18 protein-coding genes are annotated in these 17,170 nt (G+C 65.1%); 9 read left to right on the top strand and 9 right to left on the bottom strand.

The features are described 5' to 3' along the window. The first annotated feature begins 16 nt into the window (after window positions 1-16). A complete protein-coding gene (locus tag E4K64_RS35200; protein WP_135167372.1) occupies window positions 17-904 on the top strand; it encodes a branched-chain amino acid aminotransferase in 888 nt (295 codons plus the stop codon). A 157-nt stretch (window positions 905-1,061) separates the two neighbouring features. Here E4K64_RS35200 and E4K64_RS35195 read toward each other — a convergent pair whose 3' ends face one another. Beyond that, complete coding sequence (locus E4K64_RS35195; RefSeq protein ID WP_135167371.1) at window positions 1,062-1,679, bottom strand: class I SAM-dependent methyltransferase; 618 nt, start codon at window positions 1,677-1,679, stop codon at window positions 1,062-1,064. Between the two features lie 43 nt (window positions 1,680-1,722). After that, on the bottom strand, window positions 1,723-2,313 hold the full coding sequence (phaR, locus tag E4K64_RS35190) for a polyhydroxyalkanoate synthesis repressor PhaR (RefSeq protein WP_135167370.1): 591 nt from the start codon (window positions 2,311-2,313) through the stop codon (window positions 1,723-1,725). A gap of 316 nt (window positions 2,314-2,629) precedes the next feature. Here phaR and E4K64_RS35185 point away from each other — a divergent pair, with 316 nt between their 5' ends. The 3 genes from E4K64_RS35185 to yddG all read left to right on the top strand — a co-directional run bounded on the left by E4K64_RS35185 (window position 2,630) and on the right by yddG (window position 5,797). Continuing rightward, window positions 2,630-3,808 (top strand): acetyl-CoA C-acetyltransferase, encoded by a 1,179-nt coding sequence (locus E4K64_RS35185; protein ID WP_135167369.1) that lies wholly within the window; start codon window positions 2,630-2,632, stop codon window positions 3,806-3,808. A 252-nt stretch (window positions 3,809-4,060) separates the two neighbouring features. Further along, window positions 4,061-4,786, top strand: a complete 726-nt coding sequence (gene phbB, locus E4K64_RS35180; protein WP_135167368.1) for an acetoacetyl-CoA reductase — start codon at window positions 4,061-4,063, stop codon at window positions 4,784-4,786. Between the two features lie 141 nt (window positions 4,787-4,927). After that, complete coding sequence (yddG, locus tag E4K64_RS35175; RefSeq protein WP_135167367.1) at window positions 4,928-5,797, top strand: aromatic amino acid exporter YddG; 870 nt, start codon at window positions 4,928-4,930, stop codon at window positions 5,795-5,797. 50 nt (window positions 5,798-5,847) lie between these two features. Here yddG and E4K64_RS35170 read toward each other — a convergent pair whose 3' ends face one another. Further along, window positions 5,848-6,270: a cupin domain-containing protein gene (locus E4K64_RS35170; protein WP_135167366.1), complete on the bottom strand. Its 423-nt coding sequence runs from the start codon at window positions 6,268-6,270 to the stop codon at window positions 5,848-5,850. 37 nt (window positions 6,271-6,307) lie between these two features. Then, window positions 6,308-7,075 carry a hydroxyacylglutathione hydrolase gene (gene gloB, locus E4K64_RS35165; RefSeq protein ID WP_126260695.1) on the bottom strand — a complete coding sequence of 256 codons (768 nt, stop codon included), beginning with the start codon at window positions 7,073-7,075 and terminating at the stop codon, window positions 6,308-6,310. Between the two features lie 108 nt (window positions 7,076-7,183). On the opposite strand from gloB, the gene E4K64_RS35160 reads away from it, so the two are divergent. Next, window positions 7,184-7,927, top strand: a complete 744-nt coding sequence (locus E4K64_RS35160) for a methyltransferase domain-containing protein (protein ID WP_135167365.1) — start codon at window positions 7,184-7,186, stop codon at window positions 7,925-7,927. 55 nt (window positions 7,928-7,982) lie between these two features. Here the strand turns inward: E4K64_RS35160 and E4K64_RS35155 are convergent, their stop codons facing one another. From E4K64_RS35155 to E4K64_RS35135, 5 genes are all read right to left on the bottom strand, one after another. Then, on the bottom strand, window positions 7,983-8,771 hold the full coding sequence (locus E4K64_RS35155) for a DUF4167 domain-containing protein (RefSeq protein ID WP_135167364.1): 789 nt from the start codon (window positions 8,769-8,771) through the stop codon (window positions 7,983-7,985). Window positions 8,772-9,234: 463 nt separating this feature from the next. After that, window positions 9,235-10,116, bottom strand: a complete 882-nt coding sequence (gene prmC, locus E4K64_RS35150; protein WP_135167363.1) for a peptide chain release factor N(5)-glutamine methyltransferase — start codon at window positions 10,114-10,116, stop codon at window positions 9,235-9,237. Between the two features lie 3 nt (window positions 10,117-10,119). Continuing rightward, on the bottom strand, window positions 10,120-11,205 hold the full coding sequence (gene prfA / locus E4K64_RS35145; RefSeq protein ID WP_135167362.1) for a peptide chain release factor 1: 1,086 nt from the start codon (window positions 11,203-11,205) through the stop codon (window positions 10,120-10,122). Between the two features lie 57 nt (window positions 11,206-11,262). After that, a complete protein-coding gene (gene ptsP, locus E4K64_RS35140) occupies window positions 11,263-13,530 on the bottom strand; it encodes a phosphoenolpyruvate--protein phosphotransferase (RefSeq protein WP_135167361.1) in 2,268 nt (755 codons plus the stop codon). A 268-nt stretch (window positions 13,531-13,798) separates the two neighbouring features. Then, window positions 13,799-15,055, bottom strand: a complete 1,257-nt coding sequence (locus tag E4K64_RS35135; protein WP_135167360.1) for an aspartate kinase — start codon at window positions 15,053-15,055, stop codon at window positions 13,799-13,801. A 149-nt stretch (window positions 15,056-15,204) separates the two neighbouring features. On the opposite strand from E4K64_RS35135, the gene E4K64_RS35130 reads away from it, so the two are divergent. The 4 genes from E4K64_RS35130 to E4K64_RS35115 form a co-directional block, all read left to right on the top strand. Further along, entirely contained in the window at window positions 15,205-15,672 is a 468-nt protein-coding gene (locus tag E4K64_RS35130; RefSeq protein ID WP_135167401.1) for a PH domain-containing protein, read from the top strand. A 14-nt stretch (window positions 15,673-15,686) separates the two neighbouring features. After that, entirely contained in the window at window positions 15,687-16,460 is a 774-nt protein-coding gene (ubiG, locus tag E4K64_RS35125) for a bifunctional 2-polyprenyl-6-hydroxyphenol methylase/3-demethylubiquinol 3-O-methyltransferase UbiG (RefSeq protein ID WP_167772422.1), read from the top strand. Between the two features lie 111 nt (window positions 16,461-16,571). Then, entirely contained in the window at window positions 16,572-16,853 is a 282-nt protein-coding gene (locus E4K64_RS35120) for a GIY-YIG nuclease family protein (RefSeq protein WP_135167359.1), read from the top strand. A gap of 77 nt (window positions 16,854-16,930) precedes the next feature. After that, on the top strand, window positions 16,931-17,170 hold a 240-nt coding region (locus E4K64_RS35115), incomplete at its 3' end, for a hypothetical protein (RefSeq protein ID WP_135167358.1).

Genomic DNA, 17,170 nt, shown 5'->3' with positions numbered 1-17,170 from the left:
TCAAGGGGAGGCCGTCATGGCCGAGATCAAGAAGCCGATCGAATATTCGCCGAGCTGGACCTTCTTCGAGGGCAAATGGCACGACGGCAACGTGCCGATCATGGGCCCGCGCACGCACGCGGCCTGGCTCGGCTCGGTGGTATTCGACGGTGCGCGCGCGTTCGAGGGCGTCGCGCCCGATCTCGACCGTCACCTCGCGCGCGCCAATCAATCCGCGATCAATTTTGGCCTGAAGCAGGTGGTCGATACCGGCACCTGGCTCGGGCTTGCGACCGAAGGCATCGCACGCTTCGCGGCCAATGCCGAGCTCTACGTCCGTCCGATGTATTGGGCGCAGAACGGCTCGGGCGGCGGCGTGCTGTTCGATCCCGAAACCACCAATTGGTGCCTGTGCATCTACGAGGCGCCGATGCCAAAGCCGGTCGGCAACGCCATCACCCTGTCGCCGTTCCGCCGGCCCACCGCCGAATGCGCGCCGGTGGAGGCGAAGGCGGCCTGCCTCTATCCGAACAATTCGCGTGCGCTGGCGGAAGCCGCCTCGCGCGGCTTCCAGAACGCGCTGATGCTGGACATGCTCGGCAATGTCGCCGAGTTCGGCAATTCCAACGTGTTCATGGCCAAGGACGGCGTGGTCTACACGCCCGTTCCCAACGGCACGTTCCTCGACGGCATCACGCGCCAGCGCGTCATAGGCCTGCTTCGCGGCGACGGCGTCACCGTGATCGAGAAGACGTTGCGCTATGCCGACTTCCTCGCTGCCGACGAAATCTTTTCCACCGGCAATTTCGCCAAAGTCGCCCCGGTGATCCGCATCGACGCGCGCGAGCTGAAGCCGGGTCCGTTCTACGCAAAAGCGCGAAACCTCTATTGGGACTTTGCGCATGCGGTGAAGCTGGCGGCGTAGGCGCCGATTCCTCCGTTTTTCGAGGGCTTGTGCGGAGCTCTCCGCTGTCATCGCCCGGCTTGACCGGGCGATCCAGTATTCCAGAGGCCGTCGTGAAAGAATCGAGAAGTCGCGGCGTACTGGATGCCCCGGTCAAGCCGGGGCATGACAGCGGCTTTTAGCTGCGCTTCCGAAACCGGCTGAACTGAAACGCCTGCGTCGAATGCCACGGTGTCTGATGCGTCTCGCGGCGCGTCTCGATCAGCTCGAACTCCGGCCCGAGCTCCGCTTTGAGGCTGGCGCTGTCATGGCGCTGCACCGGCAGGCCGCTGCATTTCTCCGGACCATCGGGCGCAAACGTCGCGATGATGACGTGGCCGCCGGGCGCAACCGCAGACCGCAGGCGCTCGACGTAAGCCGCCCTGTCCTTGGGGTCGGTCAGGAAGTGAAACGCGGCGCGGTCGTGCCAGACGTCGTAGGTCTTCGCCGGCTGCCATCTGGTGGCATCGGCAACGATCCAGTCGACCATCGAAGCGGCTGCGCCGATTCTCTTCTTCGCCGCGTCAAGCGCATGGGCGGAAAGATCCAGCACAGAGACGTCGCGATATCCGTCAGCCAGCAGCGCATCGACCAGACGCGAGGCGCCGCCGCCGATATCGATGATGGCCGACCCGCGATCGGGATTGGTCGCCCGGATCATCGCGAGCGAGGTCGACGGGCTATTCTGAAACCAGCTGACCTCGTCCTCGCCCTTGGTGGCGTAGACGCTGTCCCAATGGGAGCTTCGGTCGGACATCTCATATCCTCCGGCTCAAGCGGGGGACGGGACGAAGGAGGAGCTACTCCTCCTTCTTCGACATCCGCTCCAGGCGCTCCTGCATTTCCTTCATCTGCTGGCGCAGATCGTCGATGTTGCTGTCCTTCGGCGTTTCAGCATTCGCGTCCGACCCCGCCTCGGCGGTGGCCGCCGGGCGCGGCGGGACGAAGGGCTTGAACATCGAGAAGGTCTGCTGGAACAGCTCCATGTTACGGCGGACTTGTTCTTCCAAAGGAGCAAAAGGAGTGCCGGACAGCGTATTGGCGATCTGCTTGCGGAACTTCTCTTGCTCCTGGGTCAGGGTCGCGATCGACTGCTCCAGATATTTCGGCACCACCATCTGCATGCTGTCGCCGTAGAAGCGGATCAGCTGGCGCAGGAAGGTGGTCGGGAGCAGGTTCTGGCCGGCTTTGTTCTCCTGCTCGAAAATGATCTGGGCCAGCACCGAGCGGGTGATGTCGTCACCGGTCTTGGCGTCATAGACCAGGAAATCCTCGCCTTCCTTGACCATCGCGGCGAGGTCTTCCAACGTCACATAGGTGCTCGTTCCGGTGTTATAGAGCCGGCGGTTCGCGTATTTCTTGATGGTGGTGGGTTGGTCTGATTTCGCCATGGGCTCTCACTTGCAAGCGCGGAGAACGGGAACCCGGCGGGCCATGCCGCAGGGCGGGAAGAGTACGCAACGCAACAAAATAAGCATTTTCAAAGGGGTCACGCTACCGTTTTGTGCGGCACGGTTAATCGCAGAGCAAAATCTTGCTTGCGAAAGCGCCAAGAACGCTATTTTGAATGCGCTGCGGCACGAATTCGGTCGCCGGCCGATTGACATGCCTCAACGACGTTAACAGGATGGCTCACGACACTGGCGAGCCGTTCTCGTAAAGCTCCGCCTGCCCCCTTTAAAAAACCTCAAGCCTCAGGAGATGCCCATGTCAGACGATGTCGTCATCGTCAGCGCCGCCCGCACCCCGGTCGGTAGCTTCAACGGAGCGTTCGCGACCCTTCCCGCCCACGATCTCGGCGCCATCGCCATCAAGGGGGCGCTGGAGCGCGGTGGCATCGAGCCCGGCCGGGTCTCGGAAGTCATCATGGGGCAGATCCTGACCGCCGCGCAGGGCCAGAACCCCGCCCGCCAGGCCTCGATCGCCGCCGGCATCCCGGTGGAGAGCCCGGCCTGGGGCGTCAACCAGCTTTGCGGCTCGGGCCTGCGCACGGTCGCACTCGGCTACCAGGCGCTGCTCAACGGCGATTCCGAGATCGTGGTTGCAGGCGGCCAGGAATCCATGAGCATGGCCCCGCACGCCCAGTATCTGCGTGGCGGCGTCAAGATGGGACCCGTCGAGTTCGTCGACACCATGATCAAGGACGGTCTGTGGGATGCCTTCAACGGCTACCACATGGGCAATACCGCCGAGAACGTCGCGCGGCAGTGGCAGATCACCCGCGCCCAGCAGGACGAGTTCGCGGTGGCCTCGCAGCAGAAGGCCGAGGCGGCGCAGAAGGCCGGCAAGTTCAACGACGAGATCGTCCCCGTCACCATCAAGACCCGCAAGGGCGACGTCGTCGTCAGCGCCGACGAATATCCGCGTCATGGCGCAACGCTCGACGCGATGGCCAAGCTCCGTCCCGCCTTCGAGAAGGACGGCACGGTCACCGCAGGCTCTGCGTCCGGGATCAATGACGGCGCTGCCGCCGTGGTGCTGATGACCGCCAAGCAGGCGGCCAAGGAAGGCAAGAAGCCGCTGGCGCGGATCGTTTCCTGGGCGCAGGCCGGCGTCGATCCCAAGATCATGGGCTCGGGCCCGATCCCGGCTTCGCGCGCCGCGCTGAAGAAGGCGGGCTGGAATGTCGGCGATCTCGATCTGATCGAGGCCAACGAAGCCTTCGCGGCCCAGGCCTGTGCCGTCAACAAGGACCTCGGCTGGGACACCTCCAAGGTCAACGTCAATGGCGGCGCCATCGCAATCGGCCATCCGGTCGGTGCGTCCGGTGCGCGCGTGCTGGTGACGCTGCTGCACGAAATGCAGAAGCGCGATTCGAAGAAGGGCCTCGCCACGCTGTGCATCGGCGGCGGCATGGGCATCGCGATGTGCATCGCGCGCGACTGACGATAGCCGACGTGCAGCTTACGCGCAGTTTGCGCGTGCGCTGCACACGTCAGTGAGTGCGTTGCACGCGATTAAAAAGGCGGCGGTTGCAAATCAAATATTCTTCGCAATCGCGCAGCCCTCGACTAAATACAAACGCCCGGCTCGTCGCCGGGCGTTTTGCTCTTGATGTCCGTCAAACCAACCGCATAATCCAACGTTAAAAACGATCACGTCAGAAACGTCCGAAGAGTCCAAGGGAAGGAATACGACATGGCACGTGTTGCATTGGTCACGGGTGGTACGCGGGGCATCGGTGCTGCGATCAGCAAGGCGCTGAAGGCGGCCGGCTACAAGGTCGCGGCGAGCTATGCCGGCAACGACGCGGCGGCGGACAAGTTCAAGGCCGAGACCGGCATTGCCGTCTACAAATGGGACGTCAGCAGCTTCGAGGCCTGCGCCGAGGGCGTGAAGAAGGTCGAGGCCGATCTCGGGCCGGTCGAGGTGCTCGTCAACAATGCCGGCATCACCCGCGACACCGCCTTCCACAAGATGACGCTCGAGCAGTGGAACGCCGTCATCAACACCAATCTCGGATCGCTGTTCAACATGACGCGCCAGGTCATCGAGGGCATGCGCGCGCGCAAGTTCGGCCGCATCATCTCGATCTCATCGATCAACGGACAGAAGGGGCAGTTCGGCCAGGTCAATTACTCCGCGGCGAAGGCCGGCGACATCGGCTTCACCAAGGCCTTAGCGCTGGAGAACGCCAAGGGCGGCATCACCGTGAATGCGATCTGCCCCGGCTACATCAACACCGAAATGGTGCAGGCGGTGCCGAAGGACGTTCTGGAGAAGAACGTGATCCCGCAGATTCCGGCCGCTCGGCTCGGCGAGCCCGAGGAAATCGCGCGCGCGGTCGTGTTCCTCGCCGCCGACGAGTCCGGCTTCATCACGGGATCGACGCTGACGGTCAATGGCGGCCAGTACATGGTGTGATGCGAGCGCATCACACCGGCTGATATTTCCCGCATCGTCATGCCCGGGCTTGTCCCGGGCCTCCACGGCCTTACAACAGCCGTCGCCACGAAGAACGTGGATGGCCGGGACAAGCCCGGCCATGACGGAAACATTGGGCCGATGACTCCCCGTACCGCTACGCTGATCGGATTGACCGCGATCCTGATGTGGTCGCTGCTCTCGGTGATGACGGTGGCGACCGGAAAGATCCCGGCGTTTCAGCTCGCCGCGATGACCTTCGCGATCGGCGGCCTGGTCGGCCTGCTCACCTGGATCGGACGCGGCGATGCGGCGAAAAGCCTGCGTCAGCCGCTGGTCGTCTGGGTCGTCGGCGTCGGCGGCCTGTTCGGCTATCACGCGCTGTACTTCCTCGCGCTGCGCTTCGCACCGCCGGCCGAGGCCGGCCTTCTCAACTACATGTGGCCGCTCTTGATCGTGCTGTTCTCGTCGTTCCTGCCCGGCGAGCGGCTCGCCCTGCATCACATCGTCGGCGCCGTGCTCGGCCTCGTCGGCACCGTGCTGCTGTTCGCCGGCAACACCTCCGGCTTCGCGCCGGGAGCGGTGCCGGGACTGATCGCAGCCTTCATCGCCGCATTCGTCTGGGCAACCTATTCGGTGCTGTCGCGCCGCTTGAAGGCGGTGCCGACCGATGCGGTCGCGGGCTTCTGCCTGGCCACCGCCGTGCTGGCCGCGCTGATGCATGGCCTGCTCGAAACCACCGTCTGGCCGGAGACCGCGTTGCAATGGCTCTCGGTGATCGCGCTCGGCATCGGCCCCGTCGGCGCCGCGTTCTACGCCTGGGACATCGGCATGAAGCGCGGCGACATCCGCGTGCTCGGCGCCGCCTCCTACGCGACCCCGCTGCTCTCGACCGGCTTCCTCATCGCCGCCGGTTTTGCCAAGGCCAGCGCCAACATCGCCATCGCTGCGATCCTGATTGCCGGCGGTGGCCTGATCGCGGCCAAGGACATGGTGCTGAGGAAGCGATGATTGTCATTCCGGGGCGCGCGAAGCGCGAACCCGGAAATGACGGTGCGAAGCTACGGTTCCCAGCCCTGCGGAGCGAGCTCGAAGCCGGCGAACTCGAACGCGGGCGCGACGGTGCAGCCGACCAGGGTCCACTCGCCTGATGTTTCCGCCATCTGCCATGCATTGGCCGGCACGATCGCCTGCGGCCGTTCGCCGCCGGCGAGGTCGGTGCCGAGCCGCACCTCGTGCTGCGAGCAGCCGTCATGGGCGATGCGCAGCATCAAGGGGCTGCCGGCGTAATAGTGCCAGGTCTCGACCGCATCGACGCGATGCCAGTGCGAGCGCTCGCCGCGGGCGAGCAGGAAATAGATCAAGGTCGAGCGCGAACGGCCGTTGGCATCGGTGGCCTGGTCGCGAAACGTCTCGCGATAATGGCCGCCCTCGGGATGCGGCCGCAGTTCAAGGCGCGCGATGATCTCGGCTGCGGTCGGCATCGAACCCCGTCAGGATTTGTTCTTCAGGACTTGTGCGTCAGGATTTATTCTTGCGCTCGCGCAGCTCGCCGAACACCGCGGCGGCATCCGCGCCCTTCATGTGCAGCTTGGCGGCGACCTGTGGCTCGTCGGCGCGCAGGAATACGTTGGCGCGTTTCTCCTCGCCCAGCAGCGTGGGAATGGTCGGCTTGTTCTCGGCCCGCAGCTTCGCCACCTCCGCCGCGCGTGCCTGGAGCGCCGCATTGTCGGGCTCGACGGTCAACGCGAACTTGACGTTGGAGGCCGTGTATTCGTGGCCGCAATAGAGCCTGAAGTCGTCGGGCAGGGCGCGCAGCTTCAGAAGCGAATCCCACATCATCGGATAGGTGCCCTCGAACACGCGGCCGCAGCCAATCGAGAACAGCGTGTCGGCCGCGAAGACCGTCTTCTCGGTGTCGAACACGTAGGAGACGTGGTCGAGCGTGTGGCCGGGCGTCTCCAGGACGCGCGCCAGCAGATTGCCGATCTTGACCACGTCGGCATTGGCGACACGCAGGTCGACGTTCGCGATCGCGGTGGTCTTGTCGTGCGGCGCGACGACGCGGCAATCGTATTTCCGCTTGAGTTCGGCGACCCCGCCGACATGATCGCCGTGATGATGGGTGATCAGGATGTCGGTGAGCTGCCAGCCCTCGCGCTCCAGCGCCTTGATGATGGGGCCGGCCTCGGGCGCGTCGATCGACGCCGTCGCCTTGGTTTCCACATCGTGGATCAGATAACCGAAATTGTCGTTTAAACAGGTGAAAGTACGAATTTCGGCGGCCATGTCATCTCCATCGGGCTCAGCCCCGCCAGACAGATATGGCGTTAACGTTGCGCAGGCAATGCAATATTCCGCGCGCAGGCGCAGCCCTGCGCATGTTACATTGCGGTCATGACCATCGACGTCGTCGACCTCCGCGAGTTCTATTCGCGTCGCCTCGGGATCGTGGCGCGACAAATGATCAATCGCGGCATCAGGGAGCGCTGGCCAAGCGCCGAGGGCCAGCGCGTGCTCGGCCTCGGCTATCCCACGCCCTATCTGGGGTTGTTCCGCGAAGATGCCGAGCGCTGCATCGCCTTCATGCCGGCGGCCCAGGGCGTCCTGAAATGGCCGACGGGACGGCCGGCGCTGGCCTCGCTGGTCGACGAATTCTCGCTGCCGCTTCCGGACGCCGCGGTCGACCGCATCCTGCTGGTTCACGCGCTGGAGATGTCGGACGATCCGGCCGCGCTGCTGCGCGAAGTGTGGCGCGTGCTGTCGCCCTCGGGCCGCGTGATCGCCGTGATCCCGAACCGGCGCGGGGTGTGGACCCGCACCGACAGCACGCCGTTCGGTCACGGCCGGCCCTATTCGCGCTCGCAGATCACCGATCTGTTGCGCCAGACCTGGTTCACGCCGACCGCGTGGGGCGAGGCGTTGTTCATGCCGCCCTATGCCGGCGGCTGGGTGCTGAGATCGGCACAGATGTGGGAGCGCGCCGGTGCGGCGCTGTCGCTGCCTTTTGCCGGCGTGCACATCGTCGAGGCCACCAAGCAGGTCTATCGTGCGATCCCCGCCAAGCGCGAGCGGGCGCGGCTGATTCCCTCGCTCGCCAAGCCCGTGCTGGTGCCGTCCTCGACGGTGACGCGCGGCTGAAAAAACTCGTCCCGGCGAGGCCGGGACGAGTTCAGATCAGAAGATCAGAAAAAGCTTACTCGCCGGTCGCGAGATCGTCGCTCGAGGCGGCTGGCGCTGCCTCGCGCTCGGGGCGCGGGCCATGCGGCCGGCGCCGCCGGCGCGGAAACCGTTCGCCACCGCCGCCGCCGCCAGCCTCGAAGCCGGGCTGGCCGCCGTTTGCGCCGACATTCACTTGCGGCTGCGGACCGGTGATGAAGGACGGCAGGCGATCGACGCCGGCATCGGCGATGACCGGCTGCGGCTGGTTGGCGGGCAGCGGCTGCGGCTGATATTGCGGCTGCGGACGATGATCGCGTTCGCGGTGCTCGCGCGGCTGCTGGTCGCGCTGATAGGGCTGCTGCTGGTTGTCGCGCTGCTGATGATCACGCTGGTGATGATCGCGCTGGCCGTCGCGGTCGCGCGCGAAAGGCTGCTGCGGCGGCTGCGGGACGAAGCCCGGCTCCTGGCCGAAATTCGAGAAATTCTCGCCGTCGTCCTCATCGTCGCCGCTGGGGCTGCTGATGGGCTCGTCACCGCGCGGCTGCTGGTTCTGGCGGAACTGCTCCTGCGCCGCCGCGATCAGGCGGAAATAATGCTCGGCATGCTGGTAGTAGTTCTCCGCCGCAACGGGGTCGCCGGAGGAGCGGGCGTCGCGCGCGAGCTGGAGGTACTTTTCGGCGATGTGCGAAGCCGTGCCGCGGATCTTGATGTCGGGTCCGTTGGACTCGTAGACCCGGGTCATCGGGTTCTGGCTGCGCCGGTTGTTGTTGTTATTATTGTTGTTGCGGTTGCGCATCCGCTGCTTGTTCTGACCGTTTCTCATGTCCTGCCTTTAATTCCAGCCCTAAAGGTTGCACGCATTACTGATTGCTAGGAGTGACCTGGCGACAGCGGTTTCACGTCGCATGCGCGCACCGCGCGCAAGAGCGGATCCAACCCTGCCAATGTTCGTCGACCTTCGCGCTCAACAAGGACGCGTTCCCCACCCGCCAGCATTGATCGCCAGCGAATCCATTCATTTTGCCTGCCGAAACAAGCCCAGCGGTGTTGCGTAAGTCTTCAAGCGCAATATCAGGCTTTCGTTCACGTTGCGGTCGGAGAGCAGCGCAGCTCCACTGGCTATCGCGCTTCACAGGACCTGCGGCTTGGAACCTATAATCAGTAAAGCTCTCGCCCGAGAGCCCGGCTTTCACCCGCAAGTCTACGGGGCCGGCACCGATGTGTTGATCGGAACGTAGTCGTTCCCAAGGGATATTCCAAGAGCTTTTTGCAAGCCAATCCGGCTTTTATGGGGGCATTTTTCGGGCCGAAACGGCCCGCGGAACGCCCGCCAGGTCGGCCTTGGGTGGCCTGTCCATCGTTAACCCCGCTGCCGCCATGAGGGTTTCAATATTTCTCGCCTGGCCCCGGCCGGCCTCGACGATCAGCGCTCCGCCGGGGGCGAGGCGCTCGCTCGCCTGCGGGATCAGGGCGCGGTAGGCATCATATCCGTCGTTGCCGCCATCGAGCGCCAGATGCGGATCGTGCTCGCGCACCTCGACGCTCAATGTCGGAATTTCGGCCGAGGGAATATAGGGCGGGTTCGACACGATGAGGTCGAACGGGCCGCGGAGCGCTGACGCATAGGAGCAGGCGACGAAAGCGGCGCGGCCGCCGAGACCGAGAGCGACGGCATTGTCCCGCGCCGTGCTGAGCGCGGTCAGGCTGATATCGGTGCCGATGCCGAACGCATCGGGAATTTCGTGCAACAGCGCGAGCAGGATCGCACCCGATCCGGTGCCAATGTCGGCGATGCGCGGAGGCGGTGCCGCTTTCCGTTCGCGAAGGATCTCGAGCGCAAGCTCGACCACGGTCTCGGTATCGGGGCGCGGGACCAGGGTTGCTTCCGACAGGCGAAACGGCAGGCCCCAGAATTCGCGTGTGCCGAGAATGCGCGCCACCGGCTCGCCGGCGCTGCGGCGCTGTGCATGCTGGGTGAGCCGCGAGGCCTCGGCGTCGGTGAGCGGCCGGGCGGCTTGCGCGATCAGGCCGGTCAGATCGAGGCCGAGGACCGCGCCGACCAGGATACGGGCGTCGAGCTCGGCCTCCTCGACTCCCGCCGATCTCAGCAGTCCAGCCAGCGAGCGCCGCGCGCTCTCGATGGATTGTCCGGTGAGGGGATTACTCACGCGTCACGCCGCCACGCCTTGTGCGGCGAGCTGTGCGGCCTGGTGCTCGGTGGTCAGCGCGTCGATCAATTCGCCGAGCGCTTCGCCCGCGATCACCTGCGGCAGCTTGTAGAGCGTCAGATTGATGCGGTGGTCGGTGACGCGCCCTTGCGGAAAATTGTAGGTGCGGATGCGCTCGGAGCGGTCGCCGGAGCCGACCTTCTCCTTGCGCTCGGCGGAGCGGGCGGCGTCGACGCGCTGCCGCTCGGCGTCGTAGATGCGCGAGCGCAGGATGTTCATGGCGGAGGCGCGGTTCTTGTGCTGCGAGCGGCTGTCCTGCATCATCACCACGATGCCGGTCGGGATGTGGGTGATGCGGATCGCCGATTCGGTCTTGTTGACGTGCTGGCCGCCGGCGCCTTGTGCGCGCATGGTCTCGATGCGCAGATCGTCGTTCTTGATGTCGACATCGACGTCCTCGACCTCCGGCAGCACGGCGACCGTCGCCGCAGACGTGTGGATTCGTCCCTGCGTCTCGGTGTCGGGCACGCGCTGGACGCGATGCACGCCGGATTCGAATTTCAGCTTGGAGAACGCGCCGCGGCCCTGCACCTCCGCGATGATTTCCTTGTAGCCGCCGACGGTGCCTTCGCTGGCCGAGATCACCTCGACCTTCCAGCCCTGCAAGGCAGCGAAGCGCTCGTACATGCGGAACAGATCGCCGGCAAACAGCGAGGCCTCGTCGCCGCCGGTGCCGGCGCGGATTTCCAGCACCACGTTGCGATCGTCCATGGCGTCCTTGGGCAAGAGCGCCACGCGAATCTTCTGGACCAGCTCCTCGATCTTCGGTGCCAGCTCGTCGCGCTCGGCTTCCGCCATGGCCCGCATCTCGGCATCGGTCGCGGGATCGGCGATCAGCGCCTCGGTGTCGGCGAGCTCCTTGACGGCGGAGCGGTAGGCCTTCACCGCTTCGATCAGCGGCGTGATCTCGGCGAGCTCGCGCGTGATCTGCACGTAGCGCTCGGAGGCAAGCTGCCCCAGTGATTCGGCCTCGAGCGAGGCGTGATGGGCGAGCAGGACGTCCAGTTTGGCTTCGGGCAGTGACGACATCGGTTCAGTCTCAAATGGCGGAAAGAGGCGAGGCGGCAGGAAGCGGCGACAGGCCCGCTACAAGGCCAGGCCTTCGGCCTCGGCAAATTCCGTCAGCTTCTGCCGGATCGAGACGCTGCCGGCCGGCGCGTCTAGCAGCGGGCCGAGCATAGCTTCGGCCTTCTTGGCGTCGAGATCGAGCACCATGGCCTTGACCGGGCCGAGGGCGGTCGCCGACAGCGACAGCGAGCGGTAGCCCAGCGCAATCAGCGCCAGCGCGCCGATCGGCTTCGACGCCATCTCGCCGCAGAGCGAGAGCGACTTCTGCGCCGTATGGCACTTGTGCGCGATCTGGCGCAGCGCGCGCAGGATCGGCGCCGACATGGTGTCGAAGCGTTCGGAGACCTTGGCATTGCCGCGATCGACCGCATACAGGAACTGGAACAGATCGTTGGAGCCGACCGAGATGAAGTCGACCTTCCGCAGCAGCTCGTCGAGCTGATAGAGCAGGGCGGGCACCTCGACCATGGTGCCGATGTCGATTCTCTCAGGCAGCGTGTGGCCGTGCTGGCGCAAGTAAGTGAGCTCGCGCTCGACCAGCGCCTTGGCCGCGTCGAATTCGGCGACCTCCGAGATCATCGGGAACATGATGCGCAGCGCGCGGCCGCCGCCGGCGCGCAGCAGCGCGCGGATCTGGCCGCGCAACAGGCCTGGGCGATCGAGCCCGAGCCGGATCGCGCGCCAGCCGAGCGCGGGATTTTCCTCGATCACGGCTTCCATATAGGGCAGCGCCTTGTCGCCGCCGATGTCGAGGGTGCGGAAGGTGACGGGCTTGGTGCCCGCGGCATCCAGCACGGTGCGATAGAGCGCCAGCTGGTCGCTGGTGCGCGGCAGGCTCTGGCCCACCATGAATTGCAGCTCGGTGCGGAACAGGCCGATGCCGGCGCTGCCGGTGTCCTCGATATGCGGCAGGTCGATGGCGAGGCCCGCGTTGATCATCAGCTCGACCTTCTGGCCGTCCTTGGTGACGCAGGGCCGGTCGCGCAGCGCCAGATATTGCGCCTGGCGGCGGGCGCGGAAGCGCACGCGCTCGGCGAAGGCCGCCTCGACCTCCTGAGAGGGGCGCACATAGATCGAGCCGGAGGTGCCGTCGACGATGATGGCGTCGCCGGGATCGGCGATGCCGGGCGCGTTCGGGACCTCGCCGACCGCGGGGATGCCGAGCGCGCGCGCCACGATCGAGACGTGGGAATTGGCGGTGCCTTCCTCCAGCACGATGCCGCGCAGGCGCTTGCGGTCGTAGTCGAGCAGCGCCGCCGGGCCCATCGCGCGCGCGATGACGATGGCGTTGTCGGGCAGCTGTTCGCGTGAGGGCGCGTGGTCCTGGCCGACCAGCTGCCGCATCAGGCGGTAGCCGAGATCCTCGAGATCGTGCAGCCGGTCGCGCAAGTAAGGATCGGTCGAGCGCAGCATGCGCGCGCGGGTGTCGGACTGCACGCGCTCGACCGCGGCTTCCGCGGTGAGGCCGGTGGCGACCGCCTCGTGCAGCTTGTGCGACCAGCCCTGGTCGTTGGCGAACATACGGTAGGCTTCCAGCACCTCGCGATGCTCGCCGCCCTCGGCGACGTCGCCGCGCTCCAGCATGCGGTCGAGATCGGCGCGCAGCTTGGCGAGCGCGGTGTCGAGCCGCTTGATCTCCTTCGGCAGGTCCTCGGCGATGTAGTCCTTGATGACGACGCGCGGCTCGTGCAGCACGACGTGGCCCAGCGCGATGCCCTCCGACAGGATGGCGCCGACCTTCTGCGCGGAATGGCGCGCCGCCGGCTCGTGGCCCGGCTGCGCCAGCGCGGAGAGCTCGCCGGAGGCGATCAGCTCCGCCAGCACCATCGCGGTGGTCTGCAGCGCCTCGAGCTCTTCCTCGACATAATTGCGCTTGGCGCGGTTCTGCACCACCAGCACGCCGAGCGTGTTGCCGGCCCGCAGGATCGGCACGCCGAGGAAGGAATGGTAGATTTCTTCGCCGGTCTCGGGGCGGAACGAGAAGGCCGGGTGGCTCTGCGCGTCGCTCAGATTGAGCGGCGTCGCCTCGCTGGCGACGAGGCCGACCAGGCCCTCATGGGCGCTCAGCACGGTATGGTGCACCGCCTCGCGATTGAGACCTTCGGTGGCGTAGAGTTCCAGCGTGTTGTCGATGCGCAGCACATAGACCGAGCACACCTCGGCCACCATGTTGGCGGCGATCAGCACCACGATCTTGTCGAGCCGCTCCTGGGCCGAGACCTGCTCCGCCATGGTTTCGCGGAGCCGTCTCAACAAGACGCGGGGACCTCCCGACGCGCTCCGCATGAACCGTCAATCTCCTCCGTCTGCCAGGGCCGAAAGGGGCCGCGGCTGCTCGCCCAGTATCCAGAAAAACAACAAGTTTGCTCGTCCGGCGCCGGCTCAGGCGGTTGCCTGAGCCGAATCAGCACCGCCTGAACTGGGGCACAGTTTCTGGCAGCCCACCCTGTTCGCCGTATAGCGAATTGGGGCTTGTTTTGCCAAGCAAAACGCCTGCCAAACGCGAAAGTGTGGACACCTCGGCGTTTGCTGCGACCGCTAAGAGAAAATTCGTCTAGGCCTGATCGAGACCGTAGAGCGTGTGCAGCGTGCGCACCGCAAGCTCGGTATAGGCGGCGTCGATCAAAACCGAGAATTTGATCTCGGAGGTTGTAATGGCCCGGATGTTGATATTCCGCCCCGCGAGGGCCGAGAACGCCTGGGCGGCGACGCCGGCGTGGCTGCGCATGCCGCTGCCGATCACCGAGATCTTGGCGACGTCGGTGGCGGAATCGAGCCGGGCATAGCCGATCTTGCCCTTGGCGGCGGTAATCGTGTCCTTGGCGCGGGTATAATCGGCCGCCGGCACCGTGAAGGTGAGGTCGGTGGTCTTGCCGTCCTCGGAGACGTTCTGCACGATCATGTCGACGTTGATGTTGGCATCCGCCAGCGGGCCGAAGATCGAGGCCGCAACGCCCGGCTTGTCCTCGATCTGGCGCACCGAGATCTGGGCCTCGTCCTTGGAGAAGGCGATACCGGTGACGACGTGGCTTTCCATGATCTCCTCCTCGCTGCAGATCAGCGTGCCGGGCGGCTGGTTGGCATGCGGGTCGATATCCTCGGGCTTGTCGAAGCTCGAGCGGACGAAGATCGGCATGTTGTGGACCATGCCGAGTTCCACGGAGCGGACCTGGAGCACCTTGGCGCCCTGGGAGGCCAGTTCCAGCATGTCTTCGAACGCGATCTTGTCGAGCCTCTTGGCCTTCGGCACGATTCGCGGGTCTGTGGTGTAGACGCCGTCGACGTCGGTGTAGATGTCGCAGCGGTCGGCCTTGACGGCTGCGGCGACCGCCACGGCCGAGGTATCGGAGCCGCCGCGGCCGAGCGTGGTGATGCGATTGGTCTTGGGCTCGATGCCCTGGAAGCCGGCGATGACCGCGACCTCCTTGCGCTCCTTAAAGCGCTTGATGAGCTCGCTGCCGTCGATGCCCTCGATCCGGGCCGAGGCATGGGCGTCGCTGGTCTTGATCGGGATCTGCCAGCCCTGCCAGGAACGGGCCTGGATGCCCATGCCCTGAAGCACGATGGCAAGCAGGCCGGAGGTGACCTGCTCCCCCGAGGCGACGACGGCGTCGTACTCGCGCGCGTCGTGCATCGGCGAGGCCTCGGTGCACCAGGCCACCAGCTCGTTGGTCTTGCCGGACATCGCCGAGACGACCACGGCCACTTCGTGGCCGGCATCGACCTCACGCTTCACATGGCGTGCGACGTTGCGGATACGTTCGATGTTGGCGACGGATGTGCCGCCGAATTTCATCACGAGGCGGCTCATGACGACGCGTGCATTCCCTCATAAGGATCAGTATGGTGACCCGCATTGGACGGGCCTGGCGAACACCGACCGCGCGTATACAGAGGGGCGGGGCCGGGGGCAAGCGGGTTCCTGCTCCGGCCAATCCGGGCAATGGGTTAATCGAGGTTATGGCGCGCTATATTGACGAGATCCTGCAACCGGGCGAGCGGGTGCTGTATTCGACCAATGCGCACTGGATCTTCTATTTTCCGGCCATCCTGGCCTGGATCGTGACGCTGGCCCTGCTGGTCCTGTCGCGCCAGGCGATCGTCGACTGGCTCGTTTTGCTTTGTCTCGCGGCCGCAGCTGTCGCGGCGCTGGCGGCCCTGTATTGGACCGTCAAGGGCTGGTTCCACCGCTTCACCACCGAGACCGACGTCACCAATCTCCGGGTTGTGCACAAGACCGGCTTCATCAAGCGCCGCACCTTCGAAATGGCGCTGGACAAGGTCGAGAGCGTCGACGTCGACCAGACCATTCTTGGACGTATTCTCAACTACGGCGACGTGACGATTCGCGGCGTCGGCGAGGGCATCGAGACGATCAAGACCATCGCCTCGCCGCTCGCCTTCCGTAGTTCGATCACCACGCGGTAGGACCGCGCGCAACCATGAGCATGCAGCAAAATACTTCCCTCTCCGCCAGCCCGCAGCCGGGCTCGACCGTCGATGCCGCCGAGATCGCCAAATTCTCGAAACTCTCGGCAGAGTGGTGGGACCCCAATGGCAAGATGGCGCCGCTGCACCGGATCAACCCGCTGCGGCTCGGCTATATTCGCGATGCCGCCTGCCGCAAGTTCGAGCGCAATGTGCGCAGCCTCAACTGCCTCGCCGGCTTGCGCGTGCTCGACATCGGCTGCGGCGCCGGCCTGTTGTGCGAGCCGCTGTCGCGCCTCGGCGCGCAGGTCATCGGCGTCGATCCCTCCCAGAGCAACATCGCCGCGGCGAAGCTGCATGCCGACAAGGGCCATCTTGCGATCGACTACCGCTGCACCACGGTCGAGGAGATCGACCCGCGCGAGCGCTTCGACATCGTGCTGGCGATGGAAGTGGTCGAGCACGTCGTCGACGTCGGCGTCTTCCTGAAGCGCTGCGCCTCGATGCTGAAGCCGAACGGCCTCATGGTGGTCTCGACGCTGAACCGCAACTGGAAGAGCTTTGCGCTCGCTATCGTCGGCGCCGAATACGTCCTGCGCTGGCTGCCGCGCGGCACCCACGAGTGGAACAAGTTCGTCACCCCGGACGAGCTGACGAAATATCTGCTCGACAACCGTCTCGTCATCACCGAGCAGACCGGCGTGGTCTACTCGCCCTTCGCCGACAAATGGTCGCTCTCCTCGGATATGGACGTCAACTACATGGTGGTGGCCGAAGCGATGGTGTGAAGGGGCATGAGCGAGATGCGAAGTCGTGCCTCTAGGATGGTGTCGTCCCTGCGAACGCAGGGACCCATAACCATCGGCCCATCCAGCTAGCCCGGACAGGCGCCCCCGAGCATGTACTACGTCTACATCCTCGCCAGCCGCCATCACGGAACGCTCTACATCGGCGTGACCAACTCGCTCCAGACGCGCCTGGAGCAGCACCGAAGCGGCAAGGGCTCCGAGTTCGTCAAGCGATACAGCGTGCATCGGCTGGTCTACACCGAAGCGTATGAACGCGCCGAAGACGCGATCGCTCGCGAAAAGCAGCTCAAACGCTGGAAGCGCGACTGGAAGATCGAGCTGATCGAGCGCGATAATCCGGAATGGCGGGACCTCAGCGATCTCCTGGTTTGACAGGTGATGCTGTCCAGCAAGTCGGTTGTGAAGAACACGCAAGCCGTTGAGAGAGAATCGATTTTTGGCGAACAGACATGGTTCTGTTCGCAGGATTTCGGCGGGTGAGCCCGCAGTTTCTTGCAAATTGCTCTTGGGCGATCGCTGTGATTCTGTCGCGGCGGGCTAATCAACGACGGGCAATTGCAATGCGGCCGAAGGCGCGGCGGGAGAGCGGACAGAACGATCTGTTCAAGGCGAGGCTCGATCAAATCGTCGATCCGGACCATGCGCTGGTCAGACTGTCGGGCTCGATCGACTGGCGGTTCCTCGAAGAC

It is taken from the genome of Bradyrhizobium frederickii (assembly GCF_004570865.1).
Classification (GTDB): Bacteria; Pseudomonadota; Alphaproteobacteria; order Rhizobiales; family Xanthobacteraceae; genus Bradyrhizobium; species Bradyrhizobium frederickii.
Note: the sequence above shows the minus strand (reverse complement) of the source record. Positions and strands in the feature narration are given on the sequence as shown.

Coding starts and splice junctions, on each gene's coding strand:
- E4K64_RS35200 (WP_135167372.1), top strand. CDS start 17: ATGGCCGAGATCAAGAAGCCGATCGAATATTCGCCGAGCTGGACCTTC.
- E4K64_RS35195 (WP_135167371.1), bottom strand. CDS start 1,679: ATGTCCGACCGAAGCTCCCATTGGGACAGCGTCTACGCCACCAAGGGC.
- phaR (WP_135167370.1), bottom strand. CDS start 2,313: ATGGCGAAATCAGACCAACCCACCACCATCAAGAAATACGCGAACCGC.
- E4K64_RS35185 (WP_135167369.1), top strand. CDS start 2,630: ATGTCAGACGATGTCGTCATCGTCAGCGCCGCCCGCACCCCGGTCGGT.
- phbB (WP_135167368.1), top strand. CDS start 4,061: ATGGCACGTGTTGCATTGGTCACGGGTGGTACGCGGGGCATCGGTGCT.
- yddG (WP_135167367.1), top strand. CDS start 4,928: ATGACTCCCCGTACCGCTACGCTGATCGGATTGACCGCGATCCTGATG.
- E4K64_RS35170 (WP_135167366.1), bottom strand. CDS start 6,270: ATGCCGACCGCAGCCGAGATCATCGCGCGCCTTGAACTGCGGCCGCAT.
- gloB (WP_126260695.1), bottom strand. CDS start 7,075: ATGGCCGCCGAAATTCGTACTTTCACCTGTTTAAACGACAATTTCGGT.
- E4K64_RS35160 (WP_135167365.1), top strand. CDS start 7,184: ATGACCATCGACGTCGTCGACCTCCGCGAGTTCTATTCGCGTCGCCTC.
- E4K64_RS35155 (WP_135167364.1), bottom strand. CDS start 8,771: ATGAGAAACGGTCAGAACAAGCAGCGGATGCGCAACCGCAACAACAAT.
- prfA (WP_135167362.1), bottom strand. CDS start 11,205: ATGTCGTCACTGCCCGAAGCCAAACTGGACGTCCTGCTCGCCCATCAC.
- ptsP (WP_135167361.1), bottom strand. CDS start 13,530: ATGCGGAGCGCGTCGGGAGGTCCCCGCGTCTTGTTGAGACGGCTCCGC.
- E4K64_RS35135 (WP_135167360.1), bottom strand. CDS start 15,055: ATGAGCCGCCTCGTGATGAAATTCGGCGGCACATCCGTCGCCAACATC.
- E4K64_RS35130 (WP_135167401.1), top strand. CDS start 15,205: ATGGCGCGCTATATTGACGAGATCCTGCAACCGGGCGAGCGGGTGCTG.
- ubiG (WP_167772422.1), top strand. CDS start 15,687: ATGAGCATGCAGCAAAATACTTCCCTCTCCGCCAGCCCGCAGCCGGGC.
- E4K64_RS35120 (WP_135167359.1), top strand. CDS start 16,572: ATGTACTACGTCTACATCCTCGCCAGCCGCCATCACGGAACGCTCTAC.